General features: G+C 33.9%; 14 protein-coding genes and 1 other annotated feature (1 of these 15 only partly in view). All 14 genes read right to left on the reverse strand.

The annotated features are described in order from the left end of the window. Positions 1–32: 32 nt before the first annotated feature. Positions 33–1,841, reverse strand: a complete 1,809-nt coding sequence (locus BAQ49_RS12970; protein ID WP_071745650.1) for an IucA/IucC family protein — start codon at positions 1,839–1,841, stop codon at positions 33–35. Between the two features lie 310 nt (positions 1,842–2,151). After that, the gene (locus tag BAQ49_RS12975; RefSeq protein WP_071745651.1) at positions 2,152–2,694 is read right to left on the reverse strand and encodes a GNAT family N-acetyltransferase; all 543 of its coding nucleotides are present in this window, start codon (positions 2,692–2,694) and stop codon (positions 2,152–2,154) included. Between the two features lie 85 nt (positions 2,695–2,779). Continuing rightward, entirely contained in the window at positions 2,780–3,460 is a 681-nt protein-coding gene (locus tag BAQ49_RS12980; protein ID WP_071745652.1) for an MgtC/SapB family protein, read from the reverse strand. Between the two features lie 172 nt (positions 3,461–3,632). Continuing rightward, positions 3,633–4,289: a YkyA family protein gene (locus tag BAQ49_RS12985; protein ID WP_071745653.1), complete on the reverse strand. Its 657-nt coding sequence runs from the start codon at positions 4,287–4,289 to the stop codon at positions 3,633–3,635. Positions 4,290–4,304: 15 nt separating this feature from the next. Then, positions 4,305–5,126, reverse strand: coding sequence for a peptidoglycan-N-acetylglucosamine deacetylase (locus BAQ49_RS12990; RefSeq protein WP_071745654.1), 822 nt, complete (start codon positions 5,124–5,126; stop codon positions 4,305–4,307). A 103-nt stretch (positions 5,127–5,229) separates the two neighbouring features. Then, positions 5,230–6,591 (reverse strand): sensor histidine kinase, encoded by a 1,362-nt coding sequence (locus tag BAQ49_RS12995; RefSeq protein WP_071745655.1) that lies wholly within the window; start codon positions 6,589–6,591, stop codon positions 5,230–5,232. Beyond that, entirely contained in the window at positions 6,588–7,277 is a 690-nt protein-coding gene (locus tag BAQ49_RS13000; protein ID WP_071745656.1) for a response regulator transcription factor, read from the reverse strand. The genes BAQ49_RS12995 and BAQ49_RS13000 overlap by 4 nt, the downstream gene beginning before the upstream one ends. 13 nt (positions 7,278–7,290) lie before the next feature. After that, on the reverse strand, positions 7,291–8,538 hold the full coding sequence (locus tag BAQ49_RS13005) for a hypothetical protein (RefSeq protein ID WP_071745657.1): 1,248 nt from the start codon (positions 8,536–8,538) through the stop codon (positions 7,291–7,293). A gap of 164 nt (positions 8,539–8,702) precedes the next feature. Continuing rightward, on the reverse strand, positions 8,703–9,704 hold the full coding sequence (locus BAQ49_RS13010; RefSeq protein WP_071745728.1) for an LCP family protein: 1,002 nt from the start codon (positions 9,702–9,704) through the stop codon (positions 8,703–8,705). Positions 9,705–10,024: 320 nt separating this feature from the next. Next, positions 10,025–12,328, reverse strand: a complete 2,304-nt coding sequence (locus BAQ49_RS13015) for a glycoside hydrolase (protein WP_071745658.1) — start codon at positions 12,326–12,328, stop codon at positions 10,025–10,027. A 212-nt stretch (positions 12,329–12,540) separates the two neighbouring features. Then, a complete protein-coding gene (locus BAQ49_RS13020; RefSeq protein ID WP_071745659.1) occupies positions 12,541–12,750 on the reverse strand; it encodes a DUF6366 family protein in 210 nt (69 codons plus the stop codon). A gap of 116 nt (positions 12,751–12,866) precedes the next feature. Next, positions 12,867–13,760 carry a homoserine kinase gene (gene thrB / locus BAQ49_RS13025; protein ID WP_071745660.1) on the reverse strand — a complete coding sequence of 298 codons (894 nt, stop codon included), beginning with the start codon at positions 13,758–13,760 and terminating at the stop codon, positions 12,867–12,869. Beyond that, positions 13,757–14,815 carry a threonine synthase gene (thrC, locus tag BAQ49_RS13030; RefSeq protein ID WP_071745661.1) on the reverse strand — a complete coding sequence of 353 codons (1,059 nt, stop codon included), beginning with the start codon at positions 14,813–14,815 and terminating at the stop codon, positions 13,757–13,759. Before thrC ends, thrB begins: the two co-directional genes overlap by 4 nt. Continuing rightward, positions 14,808–16,103 (reverse strand): homoserine dehydrogenase, encoded by a 1,296-nt coding sequence (locus BAQ49_RS13035; protein WP_071745662.1) that lies wholly within the window; start codon positions 16,101–16,103, stop codon positions 14,808–14,810. The genes thrC and BAQ49_RS13035 overlap by 8 nt, the downstream gene beginning before the upstream one ends. Positions 16,104–16,260: 157 nt before the next feature. Next, positions 16,261–16,402, reverse strand: a binding site (T-box leader) (it continues 95 nt past the right edge of the window).

Consider the following 16,402-nt stretch of genomic DNA (forward strand, 5'->3'; position numbering starts at 1 on the left):
ATTATTTGTATTACGTGAAATTTTAACGCTATTTAGGAACGAACAGCCACTTCTCTAACGAGCGGATTATGTACTTGTACATAAATAGCTTGCTCTAACGGATTACTTAACTCATCGACATCGAAAAATCTTGTTAGCAAATTCGCTTTGCATGCCAACTTATCCTCGTCCAACAATTCTCTTAAAAATGTAGAAGGTTCCCGGTTATATGGAAGGAATGATTCGAGTACAGACCTTAATTCAGAAAGTAGAATTTCCTCCTTAATTAACCCTGCTGTACCAAAACCGTTAATAAGTCCAAACATATGATTAAAAATTAAATAGTAACGAAACCTTTCATCTACAATATAATCGTCATATAAATTTCCAGTACGTTCTCCAATACCAGCTAGCTCATTATTAAGTATCTCTTTCATTGAATTACAGAAATAAAACCCTTGATTATCACGAAAATAATATTTTACTGGATAACCATCCTTTAGCTGAACAACGCTATTTTGCTGGTGTGCCTCTAATCCAACTCCATACTGTAAATACATCCATACCATCGGCTTTAAAGAAATATTCATATACCGTCTAAACCACTCTAAACTTACCTCTTCACAGCTTCTACTTTCTAAATCTGCTAGGCGATGGATGATATTCGATAAACGATTACGTTCTCCAGGTATAGCGTCTTGAACTAGCCCAGCAATTAATGTAGCGTCATTTGCATGTTCACTATAAAAAGGATTCTCTCGAATAATCACTTCAAATCCAGATTCTTGTGTCCCATAATTTAATGTAATAAAGGCTGGGTCACAAATAAAATCAAAACCTGGAAACCTTTCTCGTACTTCACCAATTGCCGTATTTAACATTTCCTTCCCTTCAAGACCACTCTCAAGTTCTTTCAATTTATTAATACGCATTGAATTCGTTACTTTCACTGGAAATGAAAACTTAAGCATATACTTCGAATCAGGATGATATAGCGTTCTCAGTGATGATGTTGCCATATAATACTTGCCTATAGGACCAACATACTCAAGCAATTCTTGATCTATCCAATCCTGTACGTAAAGTTGGTGTAATAGCCATTCTGCTTGAAGCGGATGAATAGGAATTAATGAATACTCATCTTCCTTACAGTACTTCTCTATAAATTCCTTACTAACTATCTCATCATTACTTAATTCTTCTTTTATAATTGTTGTTGTAGAATCTGATAATAACGATTTTTCATTTACTATACTTTTATGTGCCCGAAAATAATGAAGCTGACATTCTCCTTTTAATTCTGGAGAATACATTGCACTTTTCCAATCCAATATACCCTGTCTACTCTTTGGGGTAGGATGAGTTAAATGCCCAAATAATAAAGACTGCTCCGCTTCTATAAAAGTTGTATGGAAACCATATAATGCAGATGTATCTTCTGTTCTACCTTTTGTAAATTCCTCAATATTTTGGCAACTACGAATGACTCGAAGCATAAGTTCAGCAGGATTCGTACCTTCTCCATAGTTGATAGACATCTCTTTTATTAAAAACGTAATAACTGTAACATAATCTGCTTTTATAACAGTTTTGCACTCTCCAATTTGATAATAAAACTGTCCTCCAAACAAATGGCGATCTGTTGATGATTTATATAAAACTTCTCCATACAAAGTAACGTTCTGTGCTGATAGGTGACAACATAAATATGTGGGGACTGTATCTCTATTTAACGTATTACTGAAGATACTTTCCATTCTTTCATCCTCTGTAATCCATTCTCCACTCCCTGTTTCTCTTAAATAACAGTTTAAAAAGCTTTGTATTGTTGCATGTTCTGCGATTTGTTTCGCATGCTGCATACTGGTCCTCCTCTTTATATTAAAGCTATCGAAATTTCATTTAATAAACAATAATTGAATATCATTATCAATTATGATTCTAATTGAATATCATTATCAATTCAAGGGTATATTTCAGAATTTTTTCATCTGACCAAATTTTTATTATTTTTCAACATATCTTTAATCTCATTAAAAACATGATTAAAAATATCTTCCTTTCAAACTAATTACTTAATATTTTCTGCATTTTTCATTATTATCGATCCAAAACAAGCAAGCAGGTATACTAAACGTATACCCGCTTGCTTGTTTACATAATATTATTATTTTATATTGAATCCTGTAATTTTTTATATAAAATATTCAAATCTCTCCAGCAATACGCTGTTTCTTCTACCTGTACTCTCTCTAAAAATTTCTTATCAATTTTTTCAGGGTTAAATTTTTCATAAAACGTTTTACGAGAATTATTAGTAACGACCCAAACTAAAAGAGATTGCATATCATTTTTTATACATTCTGATAGCAATGCTTGAAATAACTTTTGGCCTATTTTCAGTCCTTGATACTGTTGTAAAAGGTAAATTGCATATAATTCCCCATCACAATTATATGTACCGCTCCTTTCAACTCCCCCATCAATGAATCCGATTATAGTTCCATTTAATGTCTCTGCTACAAATCTAAATTGATGATTACCTTCTTTTGGAAAAATGCTTTCCCACTGTTTTTCTCGTTGTTCATATGTTATATTATCTAAAATTTCATTAGCGAATATCCCTTTATACGTTGTTTTCCAACTATCAGCGTGTACCTTTGCTATACCTAATATATCATCTTTTATCGCTCTTCTAATATGTACCTCCATCATTTTCTCCCCCTTATTTACTCCTCATTATGTCAATTTTTTTCCTTAAAAATCCAAATAAAAAAGAGTGAATTCACTTCACTCTTTTTTATCTACTTTCAACTTCAACTGAGACAACACGATCAATCTCTTTTAGAGAACTGTATAACTCAGTTGTATATAAATCTTCTGGAACTAAAATAACCATCTCCAATTGCTGAAACGCTCCACTATCTATATCTTTAATTTTCACTCGTTTCACATGCATACCTAAATTTTTAATTTGCTTAAATATACCATCTAATTCTTGATGCTCTTTTACAGTAATTTTTATAGATAAGTCTTTTTGTCTTAATGAATACGGGCCTGCAATTTTCACAATTTGAGGAAGTACATTAATCGCTAAAATAATTAAAACCATAGCAACCGTCGCTTGTATATAAAATCCTGCTCCAATTGCAATACCTAAAGCTGAAGCAGCCCACACCATAGAAGCTGTCGTTAATCCCGAAATAACGTCATTACTTCTTCGTAAAATGACACCTGCACCAAGAAAACCAATCCCACTAACAATTTGAGCAGCTAGACGCATTGGATCCATATTTGTATGACCCGGTACAGAATAAACATTCACTGATTCAATTGAAACCATTGTAATTAAACAACTCGCTACGGAAATAACCATACTTGTTTTCACACCAAGCGGTTTATTCTTTAGCTGCCTATCTATTCCGATGAATAATCCTAAAAAGAGTGCTAAACCTAATTTGAATAAAAATTCATATGACATATTTCAATCTCCTTACTTTACAATGTTTCCCTTGGAATAATTCACTATAACTCTTTTATGATATCAATTCCAGTCTTTTCTATTCATCCAGCAACAAAAGCCGAAAAAACATTTTTATTACAATGTTTTTTCGGCTTTTTCTATAGTTTTTTATCGAGATTAAGATACTCCTTTATTTCTGTTCTTTAATCTTAATCTGTGCATCTTTGTAAAATGCTAATTTACTGTCATTATACTCTTTTGTATGTTTGTTAAATTGTTCTTTCGCCTTTTGAGCTTCCACATTTAACTCATTAACAGTTTTAACTTTTTCACCAATTTCTTTTAACTTCGTTTCTTTTACTTTTAATTTTTCATACAGCTCTTTTTCATTCGCTAACGCCTTCGTGTAATCCTCATTCATTTTTTGGAATGCTTCATAACGGTTTTTATACGACTCTTCTACTGCTTTAGCTTGTTTTTGTAATTTCTTATCTTCAAGCTTCTCTATATTGCTTTGAACTGATTTCGTCTCCTTCTGAGCTTTCTCTAACAGTTCTTTCTCGTTTTTCAATACTTTCTCACGTTCATTTACATTTGCAGTAGCTTCCTCTATCTTCTTCGTGACTGCTTCATTATGTTCTTTACCCTCTTGTAAAATTTGAGAATATAGTTCTTGCCCTTGCTTTTCTAATTGCTCTAACTTTTTCGTATCATCAGCTAACGATTTTTCTTGTGTCGCTGCTGTTTCAAAAGCCGTATATAAATTTTCTTCTGGTTTTTCACCGAAACAACCTGATAATAATCCTACTGATAATGCTCCAACTACTGCTACTTTTCCATACTTCAACTTCAATTCCTCCAATTACATACGGTTATCGTGCCAGAAATTCACTGGGAAGTGATTCTCTTCATGGTATGCTTCAAATTCATAACCTTTTTCTTTTAGACCCTTTAAAATTGCTGGTACAGCAGCAACTGATTGCGGGTGAATGTCATGCATTAAAATGACCTCTTGCGGTTTTGTTGCACCAGCTAATACATTTTGAGCGATTTGCGCTGCCGCTGCATCAACTGGTACTTTATTGTATTTCCAGTCTAAAGAGTCAATTGTCCAGTCCCACACTTTTAAACCATCCTCAACTACTTTATTTCGGAGACCTTCATTTAAACCAGGCATCGATCCGTATGGAGGACGTGTTAATTTAGGGGCTTTCCCAATAATATTTGCGATTAAGCCTTGATCTTCTTTCATTTCATTAACATACTCGCCATTTTTATATAACTTCGCAAAATTGTGTGTCATACTATGCATTCCAACATAATGTCCTTCTGCATTTTCACGTTTTACTAAATCAGGAAACTGTTTCACATTCGCACCAATTAAAAAGAATGTCGCCTTCGCATCATGCTGTTTTAACATATTCAATAATTCAGCCGTATATTTTCCTGGCCCATCATCAAATGTAAGGTAAGCAACTTTTCTTTCCTGTCCATTAAAACGACTTGGTGCCGTTTTATTCATTTCAACTTTCGGTTGTTCACTTGCAAGCTGTATTACATTTTCTTGTTTCGCAACAGCTTTTGCTGGTGAAGTAATTGATTGAAACATAAAATACCCAATAGCTACTGTTGCAATCGCTATTATAACAACTACTACTTGTTTAATTTTAAAAGCCTTTTCCATTCTATCGAATTCCTCTCCCTATTAATCTTATATATAAATCACCCAATATAATTATACATCTATTTATTTTTATTACACTATATAAACATACTTTATGTAAAAATTATAGTGGGAGTGTTATCAAAATTGTTGTTCCTACTCTTTTTCTACTTGTAATACTAAGCGTACCACCATGAAGATCCACCATTTTTTTGACGATAGCTAATCCAATACCTGCGCCTTCAATATGGTTATTAATCTGATAAAATGACTGCTCTATAAATGGTAGATGTTCTTTAGCAATTCCAATACCTTGATCTGTCACCTTAATCACGGCTTTTCCTTCACTTTTGGCCGCTTCAATGTAAATTGTACCTTTTTCATTTGAATATTTAATAGCATTATGAATAATATTTAGAAAAACTTGTTTTAATCTATTTTGATCTCCTACTAGTTCTACTCGTTCTAAATTAGCAACTAGTTGAATCTGTTTCTCTTCTGATTTAGGAGTTAATTGCCAAATCGTCTCTTCTAGTATATCGTACAATTGCACCTTTTGTTTATATAAATTAAAATGATTTGACTGCAATCTTGAAAAATCTAGTAACTCTTCTACTAAATGTATCAATCGGTCTGTTTCACCTGAAATAATTCCCATACCTTGCTTTATTTCTTCATCTGTTAAATGATCTACTGTTTTTAACGTCTCACTCCACCCTTTAATTCCTGTTAAAGGTGTTCGTATTTCATGCGAAATAGAGGCAATAAATTCATTTTTCATTTGCTCAGCTTTTTCTATTTTATCGGCCATATAATTTAAACTATGTGCTAACTCACCTAATTCACCAGGATAATCTTCTTTAATTTGCTCCTTTAATGTACCTTCTGCAATTTGCGAAGAAGCATGAATAATAGATTCGAGAGGTTTCACAAACGAATTCGCCAATCGTCTACTTATTAAAAATACGATACCTGAGATGACAATTCCAACTGAAATAGTAAACATAATAATTTCAATAATCTTTGCATTTACATCCGTTAAAACAGTCATATATTTCAAAACACCGATAGTTTGTCCTTGATGAATAAGTGGACTAAACACTTCTAACTGTTTCACGTTATCTTTCGTAGTAGTAACTTGATGATACATTTCCCCTTCTAGTAAAGAATACGGAATAACTACTTTACCTTCTACCTTTTGTCCACTGGACGACTGTATAATCGTACCGTGACGATCAATCAATTGTAATTCCGTTCCTTCTAATTGGAAACTCTCAATTATTTCTCCGCTATATTCTTGCAATCGAATAAAATATAGTGAATTGTATTCCGAGAAAAAACGTGTACTTGTCTTTGCATGAGATTCAACATATTGCACAATACTATTATAATAATATCGATAAATTGAAACTGAAAATGCTACTTCAAATAATACAAGCATTAGTGTAATGACCGTCATAAAATATAAAGTCACTTTCCGTCTCATCTTATAGTTTCCTTCCACACATATCCTTTTCCCCACACAGTATGGATAAACTCTGGTTCTGACGGATTACATTCTATCTTTTGACGTAACCGTCTCATATTTACATCGACTACTTTCGTCTCGCCTACGTAATTAGTTCCCCAAATCATATTTAAAATTTCATCACGCGAAACCGGCTTCGAAGCCTGATTCATTAAATACTGTAGTATCATGTACTCTGTAGGGGTTAAATCAACTAATTGTCCACCTTTATATAATCTTTCTTCTATGATATTTAACGAAAACGGACCAGACGTGATTGTATTCGTTGTTTCTTCATGTACTTCTATCCTTCTTAATAAAGATTGTATACGTGCAATTAATTCTAATGGACTAAACGGCTTTGCGATATAATCATCTGCACCAATTCCTAGCCCCTGTACTTTATCTTCATCTTGTACACGCGCTGTTAACATAATAATGCCCATTTTTTTATTTTCTTCCCGGATAGCTTTACATACTTGAAAACCATCAATCCCCGGTAACATAACATCAAGTACCGCTACATCAACAGTATGTTCACTTAAAATCTGTAACGCTTCTTCTCCAGTACTAGCTTCTAATACATAAAATCCAGCACGTTTCAAATTTAAGACAATAAAGCTACGGATTGGTATTTCATCTTCTAAAACTAAAATTGCTGACATAATTCCCACCTCCCTACTCTTGTTGATAATCCGCTAGCGGTTTTATATATGCTTTTACTTTTTCAAATTTAGACTGCTTCGGTACTGCATATACGTGAGAAGCCGTTTTAACTGCTGCCTCGTATCCTTTTATTTTGAACCATTCTTTCCGCTTAAAAATATGGACTTCAAGCCATATTTTATTTGTAGTTACATCCATAAATTTTTGAACATCCGATGCTTCTTGCTGAACTGGGACAGTTATTTTTCCAATTAGCTCTTGAGGGATTTTGACAAAATAACCTTTATCTATATTGACATATCTTTCTTCTATCGGTTTAATTCCCTCTTCACTCCACTGTATATAACGTTCAAACATTGTGCTCTCTCCATACGATACCTCTTCCCAACCTTTTGGACGCACAGTACGAACAAATTCAATAATGCCGTCTTCATTAACGTCTTTACTTTCCACAACATAATCATTAAATAAATCTTCTTTCCCGTCTATAGGTAGTCCCTCATAATGATCCTTATCAAATTTCGCTACATATGTTATACCTGAATAAGCCCCCACTCCTGCATCAATTACAACTGCCTTTGACGTGTTAGAAATACGTCCCATTTGTATTCTTTGAATACTATTTATATAAGGATCAAATGTAACTTCTGACATTGTATTAAACTGCTCAATGAGCTCAACTTTCAATTGCTCATCTTTTTTATAAGTAACAAGACTTATATCATTAAGGCCATTTTTATTTAAATCCTCTATAAATAACTTCGTATATTGCCGATTATAAATCTCCTTCATATCATCATTTTCTTCCGAAAAAGCATACATTACATGTTCTAAAGATTCACGACTTACAGAGATTCCAATTAATAACTCCCGCTTCCCGTTCCCTGTAAAATCACCGACTTTAACGATATCTATATCCTCACCATCAAATGTATGAGTGGACTTTAGTTTCCAGCCCTTGCTGCTTTCCGCATAAATAGCTAAATATATACTCCGATCTTCATTTGGTAATTTATAAAAGACGATTGCTTCTTTTTTATTATCTTGTTTAAAATCCATTGACCAAATCATCTGTTTATCTTTATTAGACATTGGAGTAAGCAACCGATAATTAACAGGCAAATCTTTATCTATTTGCTCTCTTAATTCATTAATCCACTTTTCATTTGCAGGAGCTTCCATTAAACTCGTCGGAGCTTCAGATATTTTACATCCAGTCAATATAAAGACGATTCCCATAATGCTTATCCATTTCGGCATATGATATCTTTCCTTACTACAGATTTTAAGTATTTTTTTATACTTTTTGCTTCTCCAATATTCTCATACATATGAGTATAATTTTTCTAAAATAAAAAATCGTTACAGAAAAGTTACAATTGTATTCCCATAAAAAAAGATTGGCGAAGGCCAATCTTTTTTTACTATTCATTTCGAACTGGCTTTGGTGTTACACCTAAATGCTCATTTAACTTATTCGAAATATCTTTCACATTTTTTTCGTTTGGAATGTAATAATAAATACCGCCAATACGTTTATCAGTACCTTCAATTTGCATTTTTTCCATTTGCAAGTCAGATCCAGCCATATTTTTCGTAATAGCAAGCATGTCATCAAACGTTAAGTTTGTTTTCATATTTTTATCCACTGCATCAAGTAACGAGCCCATTTTGCTAATTGATTGAACAGACATAGCTTTTTTCGCAATTGCTTCAATTACAAGTTGTTGTCTTTGACCACGCATTGCATCACTATCAATTTTACGCGTTCTTGCAAGTGCAAGTGCTTGTTCTCCATTTAAATGTTGGTAACCTTTTTCTAAATGGATCATACCAGCTTGATCTTTACTATCTTGTTCAGTGAAAGTAACTGGTACATCAATATCAATACCACCAATTGAATCGACAATTTGTACGAATGATTCAAAGTTAAACTTCACATAATAATCAACAGGGACATTTAAAAATCTTTCCACCGTATCTCGGGTACTTTCCACGCCACCAAATACGTGAGCATGAGTAATTTTATCTAGTTTTTTTCTAGTTGGAATATAAACACGTGAATCACGTGGAATACTTACTAGCTTAACAGACTTATCATCTTTATTAATTGTTGCTAATAAAAGTGCATCTGTTCGAACCGCTTCGCCATATTGGCTTTTTCTCATTTCACTTCCATCTACACCCATAATTAATATTGAAATATTATCCTTTAAAGGTTCAACTTCTTTATCACGCTTTGATGACTTATCAATTTTTGCATACGCATCACTTACAACAGCTTTTGCTTTGTTATATATAAACGAACCATATCCTACTCCTCCAAAAATAAGTAGGAAAAATGGAATTAATATGAACCATTTCATTGACTTTCTTTTAGAACGCTTTTTATTACTTCTCGTATTTTGTTCTAATTCAGAGCTCATACCCATTCGCCTCTCTTTCTCTTTACCAAGTATAATGTAAGTCTATTTATCTTCATATTGAATTTCCTTTCAGTAACCTTACAATTTTGTAAGGTTACTACTTAAACCCAATATGTATTCCATTTCACATTATACTCTCGTACTTATTTTTGGCAAGTCACTATTTACCAATTTCAAAAATTTAGCACTTCGCAACATGTGAATTTTCAAATTTATTGACTCGTTCATTTTAAATTAGGATGTTTTTTCCCTAACAAACGATAAAAATAAAGAGTCCAGCTAGTTATGAAATCTCTATGGATACAGTATATTTCACATTATTATTTCTCAAACGGCGTATACATGCTTTTCTTCCCCTGATTATAAATGAAAGCCGACTTTGCTTTTATTTTCGTTTTTTCTACTTCCCTATCTTCATTTGAGAAGTTCACAATGATTTTAATATCTTTTCCATAAGAAACAGATTGTACTAGCTTATCTTCTGACAAATACGCAAAATTCGTCATCTCTTCTTTTACTGCTTTTTCATGAACTTCATTCCAAACTTTTAGATGCTCTGTAATTTCTTTTTTATGCTTATTCCACTCTACTTCATCTAAATGGTACAACGGAGGAACATTATACAATAATTCGGATAGCATTCGATTTCCAACTTCATCTTTTACTTTTAAACTTCCCCATTCCCAATGATGCGTTGTAATAACGGAATCGTTGTATACTAATTTATATAATGGTACCGAATATACTGGATTTAAATATACTTGTTTATATTCTTCTTTCAATGGCACTTGTTTTGCATATTTTTCAGGAACATTTTGATTTGGTGACCAATATCCGCCGACATAATACGGACTTGTTTTATTTTTCCTCATATCTTCATCGTCCCATTTAATAACGGGTGTTTCAATTCCGTGTGCAAATGCAATCGTATTACTAGCAAAATCATTTCCACCTTCAGAACCAACGACCATACCCTTTTCTTGCGCAATGTAGTCCATTCGTTTTAAACGTGCTTTTAAATCTTGCTCTTGTGTCGTTATATGTTTCGCTGAATAGTCATCGTAAATTTCACCCGTTGCATCACAATCAATAAACCATGAATTATATTTAGGACCATTTTGTAATATATCGTTCATTCTTTCTTTTACACTAGGAAGTGATAATGTCGGATTTAGTTTTCGTCCTCTACCTAAAAATCCTTGCACCTTTTCTCCATTTTTCTTCGTTACAGTTGCCTCTTCATATAACGATTGATCATTAAAAGATGCTGTATTCCAATTCTTATCACCTTTCTCATGAATTGAGTGATAAGAATCATACGGACCAACTAAATACCCCATTTTCTTAGCTTCTGTAACGAAATTAGGCTGCATATATCCTTGTTCCCAGTTCGGTAGACCAATCCACGCTTTGTCTATTCCTGCTTCTTTCATTTCCTTTATAATATCTGTCCCATCTGCGTTACCCCATTTACTTACTTCTTCAACCGCATCACCAAGTATCGACTTTAATAAATGCTTATTTAAGTTATATAACTCCATCTTCGATAAGTGATCTATGCCTTTCTTTAATAGTGCATTAGCTTCCTGATCGACTTTAGGAAAAATATCCTCTTTATAAAATTCCTTCATGGATAATACTTCGTTTATATAACGTAAAATAACATTTTTTTGATACTTATCAATGAAATCTTGTTTACTTACTTGATCTAATACATTCAGTTCCCCAGGCTCTGAACTATTCTTTTGAATAAGTTCTTTTATATGGCTAAACAGCGGGCTATTTATTTGCTCCCTTAGTTTTGGCCAATTTATATTACTTTCTGATAAACCATTTTGATTCCAAAAATAAAAATGCGCCGCTCCATATAACTTTTCGATTTCTTTATTTTTTCTAGCCTTTTCTTGTAATGTTCTAAATTCACCTTTTTCAATAATATAATCCTTATACAGTTTAGCAATACTGACCGCGTCATTATTTGTCACATATAATTGAAATCCATATGTTTTATTTTTATTTATGCTCGAGAATTCATGTGTAAAATCAAATCCTATTTTCGGATCCGAATGAAATTTCAATTCATTATTAAACATATTGTTCGCAATATATACAATGGAATACTTCGAACCATTTAACGCAAAAAACTTCATAGAAAATGATTCAGCAAATGAATATGCATCATCCTTTAAAAACTTCTTCCAATTCTCATCATTGCTCGGAATTTGCTTACCTTCCCATAACGGAAGTGTATAATTTTCAGCCTCTACTTTCGGCCACGTAAAGCTTTCCGCACCAGTCGATTCCACTTCAATGTTTAAGTGGTCTTTTTTCTTTTCTAAGTTTACTTTTACTTTTTCATCTGGATATTCCCACGATGTACGATCCTTTTCTTTTTTTACATTCGATACCTTCATTTTCGGTAGGGGTTGTGATGCCTGTTCCTTTACACCCTCATGTTCTACAGTTATTGTGAATGTTTCTGGATTTACATCGTAAGTAAAATCTTTATACGTCGCTTTCTTTATTTTAGACTCTTGTACAGTATTATTACCTTTTACATCACAACCGACTAAAGTCGAAAATGACATAGTTGTAAGAAGACATATCGCTATCATTTTTTTCATCCTCTGCACCTCCACCAATGAATATACAGGTGCTTTGTTACAGGAATGTGGCAAAAAATAATAGAGCTAGCATATTGCTAGCTCTATTTGGAGTATTAAAAAAGGTGATATGAACAACTTTAACTCGCTTAGAAGATATGTAATACGATAACTGCTTTTTTCTTTTTCACTAATTATGAAACTAAACAAATCAAAATTTTAACAAACATTCTTTAACTGAAAAAGTAAGTGTATACAAAGTATCCTAAAAGCAGTACTAAGATGATTATCCCTGTACCTTTCCAATTCATCCCCCCTGTCATATCAACAGGACTACCTGATTCCACTCTATTGAGTCCGTCATTTAAAGAACCAGTCGGATTACTTTTTAATTCACTTTGTCTCATACGTTCTCTTTTTTCTTCTGGTGACTCTTTATCCATATAAGCACCTCCAAAATTAATACACTCTTTACTAAATTATACATTATTATCTTTCTTTTATATGCCAATTTAACAGATATTTACAACAAAAAGAAAGCTAGCGATGCTAGCTTTCTTTATAATCCAATATGTTCTTCCTTATTTACAGTAATCCCTTTATGGTCGATTTCAAGCTCACATACTTTCATAGCTGTAAATACTCTCGCTAATTGCGCCGCAATTTCTTGTCGCTTCTCATATGGAGTTAATATAAAAATGGACGGTCCCGCACCGCTAAGCGCTGTGCCATATGCTCCGAATTCTTTTGCACATTTACGAATTGACGGTAATAACGGTACAAGTTCTAAACGATACGGCTCGTGAAAATGATCTCTCTCCATCATTTCACCTACAACTTCCCACTTCTTTTGACAAAACGCAGCTACTAATACGTTACTTATCGCACTAGCCTTAACGGCTTCATGAAATGGAAACATCTCTGGTAATACAGATCGACTCTCGTCCGTATTTAGCTCTTCATTCGGAATAAGAGAAATTACGCCTAATTCCTTACTTTCGATCCTTACAACGGAAACATTCTTTCCATCCAGTGCTCCGATTACAGTTCCACCTAATATAGAAGCAGCAACATTATCTGGATGTCCTTCAAAATTTGTTGCAATTTGAACTTTCTGATCACTTGTTAAGTTCAAATTTCCAAGCTGATTCGCAAGCTCTATTCCTGCTACAATTGCTGATGCACTACTTCCTAAACCTCTTGTCAGCGGAATATTACTAGTAACTTCTATTATATAGGGCGATAAAGAAGGACACACTTTACATGCCGTGCTAACAATTAAATTTTTATCATCCGTTGGAATTGAATCTTCAAAGGAATGGATTACTTGCCATTTATCTGCTTCCGCCTTTACCACCACATCTAAATATAATGACAACGCTATTCCTACTGAATCAAATCCAGGTCCGACATTCGCTGTACTAGCAGGGACACGTACTCTCAATGGTATCACGACATAATCACCCCTTTAATATGATCTTTAATTTGCTCTATATCATTTGACACACTTGCAATATCTAATTTATTAGAAGAAATTGCGATATCAGGATCTTTCAAACCATTTCCAGTTAATACCGCAACAACTGTTTCTCCCTTTTTAATTTTTCCAGATTGAACATGTTTGATTACGCCTGCTAATGAAGCATTTGATCCTGGCTCAGCGAAAACCCCTTCAGTTTTTGCTAATAATCTATACGCGTTTAAAATTTCTTCATCTGATACCATATCTATTTCACCATGAGACTGCTCAGCAGCCTCTACTGCATACGACCAACTCGCTGGGTTACCGATACGTATCGCTGTTGCAATCGTTTCAGGTTCTTCAATTACATGTCCTTTTACAATGGCAGCTGCTCCTTCGGCTTCAAAGCCGTGAATTCTTGGTTTTTTATAACCCTTTTCTTTTTCATATTCACAGAATCCTTTCCAGTATGCTGTTATGTTCCCTGCGTTCCCAACAGGAATAGCTAGAACATCTGGTGCATTTTCCAACTGGTCACAAATTTCAAATGCTGCTGTTTTTTGCCCTTCAATTCGGTAAGGATTTACTGAGTTTACTAATGTAATCGGCTCTTCTGCAGCAATATTTCTTACAGCCTTAAGTGCATCATCGAAATTCCCTTCTATTGAAATGATCTCCGCTCCATAAGCAACTGCTTGCGCTAATTTCCCATGCGCAATCTTTCCTTCTGGTATTACGATAATACATTTCATTCCGAGGCGTGCCGCATATGCCGCAGCTGATGCCGATGTATTACCTGTAGATGCACAAATGATGGCCTCTGAACCTTCTTCTTTCGCTTTTGCAACTGCCATTACCATGCCACGGTCTTTAAAAGAACCTGTTGGGTTCGCTCCTTCATATTTTCCGTATAACTGAATCCCTAATTGTTTTGATATATTTAATAATGGAATCAGGGGTGTATTCCCTTCCATTAAGCTGACATCAGGTGTGTTTTCATTCACTGGTAAATAAGAAGCGTACTGTTTTAATAGTCCTTTATACATATTGTTTTTCCTCCTCAATAATGTAGTAACTGTTTATTTCACTTGCGACATCTTCTATCGCTCCTAAAACTTGTTCGAATTGATATTTTGAAGTTTGATGCGTCACAACAACGACTTCTGCATGCTCATGATTTAATGGTAATTGGATTACCTCTTTTAAACTCACAGAATAATTAACGAAACATTCCGTTATTTTACGCAACATTCCAGGTTCATCTCGTAATGAAATACGTAAGAAATATTTCGAAACTACTTCTTCATCTCCTTGTAGTTCATACGGTTCTGGTTCTTTTAACGCACTTTTATTTTTCGGAACTTGATTCATATTTTTAACGATTGAAATGATGTCACTTACTACAGCAGAACCAGTTGGTAACTTCCCAGCTCCCGGTCCGTAAAACATCACTTCTCCTACTGCTTGACCGTGAACATATACCGCATTGAATTCATTATTCACATTCGATAGCGGATGATGCCTTGGTAATAAAGTCGGTTCTACACTTAAGTGAATGGATGATCCTTGTTTTTCGGCTTTACCAATTAGTTTCATAGTAAATCCTAATTTTTCGGCCATCTCTAAATCTTCTTTTTCAACCTTTCGAATACCTCTAACTTGCACATCATCTAAAGAAACATTCATCGAAAAACCTAAGTTTGCAAGAATTGCTACCTTTCTTGCAGCATCTAGTCCATCTACATCCGCTGTCGGATCTGATTCTGCAAACCCTAATTTTTGCGCTTCATGTAAAGCCTCTTCGTAAGACCATCCATTTTGACTCATCTTTGTTAACATGTAATTTGTTGTTCCATTTACAATTCCCATTATTTTTTCAATTTGATCTGAAGCTAGCCCGTCTGATAATCCTCTTAATATCGGAATCCCACCCGCTACACTCGCTTCGTAACATAAGTCACATTCATTTTTATTCGCTAATTGCAAAAGCTCCGCACCGTATACGGCCATTAAATCTTTATTTGCTGTTACGACATGTTTCTTACTTTGCAATGCCTTCACAATATGCTCTTTCGCTTCTTCAATTCCGCCCATTACCTCTACTACAATATCAATATTTGAATCATTTAGAACTTCATCGACATTACTTGTTACTACGATTCCATCGATACAAACATCACGTTCTTTTTCCAAATCACGTACAACGACTGTCTTTACCTTTACTTCATATCCTGTATCAAGAGTAATTTTTTTATAATGTTCTTTCAAAATATGGACAACACCACTTCCGACAGTACCTAATCCTAATACCCCAACATTAATAACGTTATTCATCTTCTAATCTCCTCCTAAATAGTTTAATTGTTACACCTATGAATCACCTTACTCTGCTTTTTAATCATGCAGGTGGTGGTTATTTCCGTACGTACTAAACGCTTCATGTTACCGCACCTCCTTTCAAAGTGATAAAAAAAAACACACTCATCCCTAGGAAAGGGACGAATGTGTTTTCGTGGTTCCACCCTTGTTCCAACCTAGACTTACTTACTTTCTTCTAGATTGCTCAAGTTCAGATAACGGCTGATACCGTCAATAATTACTAAATTGCTCGTTCACTATTGAAGTTCAAAGGC

This window comes from Bacillus proteolyticus (assembly GCF_001884065.1).
Taxonomy (GTDB): Bacteria; Bacillota; Bacilli; order Bacillales; family Bacillaceae_G; genus Bacillus_A; species Bacillus_A proteolyticus.

What these genes read in the sequence shown, in the direction of transcription:
- BAQ49_RS12970 (WP_071745650.1), bottom strand. Translation starts at nt 1,841, where the DNA reads ATGCAGCATGCGAAACAAATCGCAGAACATGCAACAATACAAAGCTTT.
- BAQ49_RS12975 (WP_071745651.1), bottom strand. Translation starts at nt 2,694, where the DNA reads ATGATGGAGGTACATATTAGAAGAGCGATAAAAGATGATATATTAGGT.
- BAQ49_RS12980 (WP_071745652.1), bottom strand. Translation starts at nt 3,460, where the DNA reads ATGTCATATGAATTTTTATTCAAATTAGGTTTAGCACTCTTTTTAGGA.
- BAQ49_RS12990 (WP_071745654.1), bottom strand. Translation starts at nt 5,126, where the DNA reads ATGGAAAAGGCTTTTAAAATTAAACAAGTAGTAGTTGTTATAATAGCG.
- BAQ49_RS12995 (WP_071745655.1), bottom strand. Translation starts at nt 6,591, where the DNA reads ATGAGACGGAAAGTGACTTTATATTTTATGACGGTCATTACACTAATG.
- BAQ49_RS13000 (WP_071745656.1), bottom strand. Translation starts at nt 7,277, where the DNA reads ATGTCAGCAATTTTAGTTTTAGAAGATGAAATACCAATCCGTAGCTTT.
- BAQ49_RS13005 (WP_071745657.1), bottom strand. Translation starts at nt 8,538, where the DNA reads ATGCCGAAATGGATAAGCATTATGGGAATCGTCTTTATATTGACTGGA.
- BAQ49_RS13010 (WP_071745728.1), bottom strand. Translation starts at nt 9,704, where the DNA reads ATGAGCTCTGAATTAGAACAAAATACGAGAAGTAATAAAAAGCGTTCT.
- BAQ49_RS13015 (WP_071745658.1), bottom strand. Translation starts at nt 12,328, where the DNA reads ATGAAAAAAATGATAGCGATATGTCTTCTTACAACTATGTCATTTTCG.
- BAQ49_RS13020 (WP_071745659.1), bottom strand. Translation starts at nt 12,750, where the DNA reads ATGGATAAAGAGTCACCAGAAGAAAAAAGAGAACGTATGAGACAAAGT.
- thrC (WP_071745661.1), bottom strand. Translation starts at nt 14,815, where the DNA reads ATGTATAAAGGACTATTAAAACAGTACGCTTCTTATTTACCAGTGAAT.
- BAQ49_RS13035 (WP_071745662.1), bottom strand. Translation starts at nt 16,103, where the DNA reads ATGAATAACGTTATTAATGTTGGGGTATTAGGATTAGGTACTGTCGGA.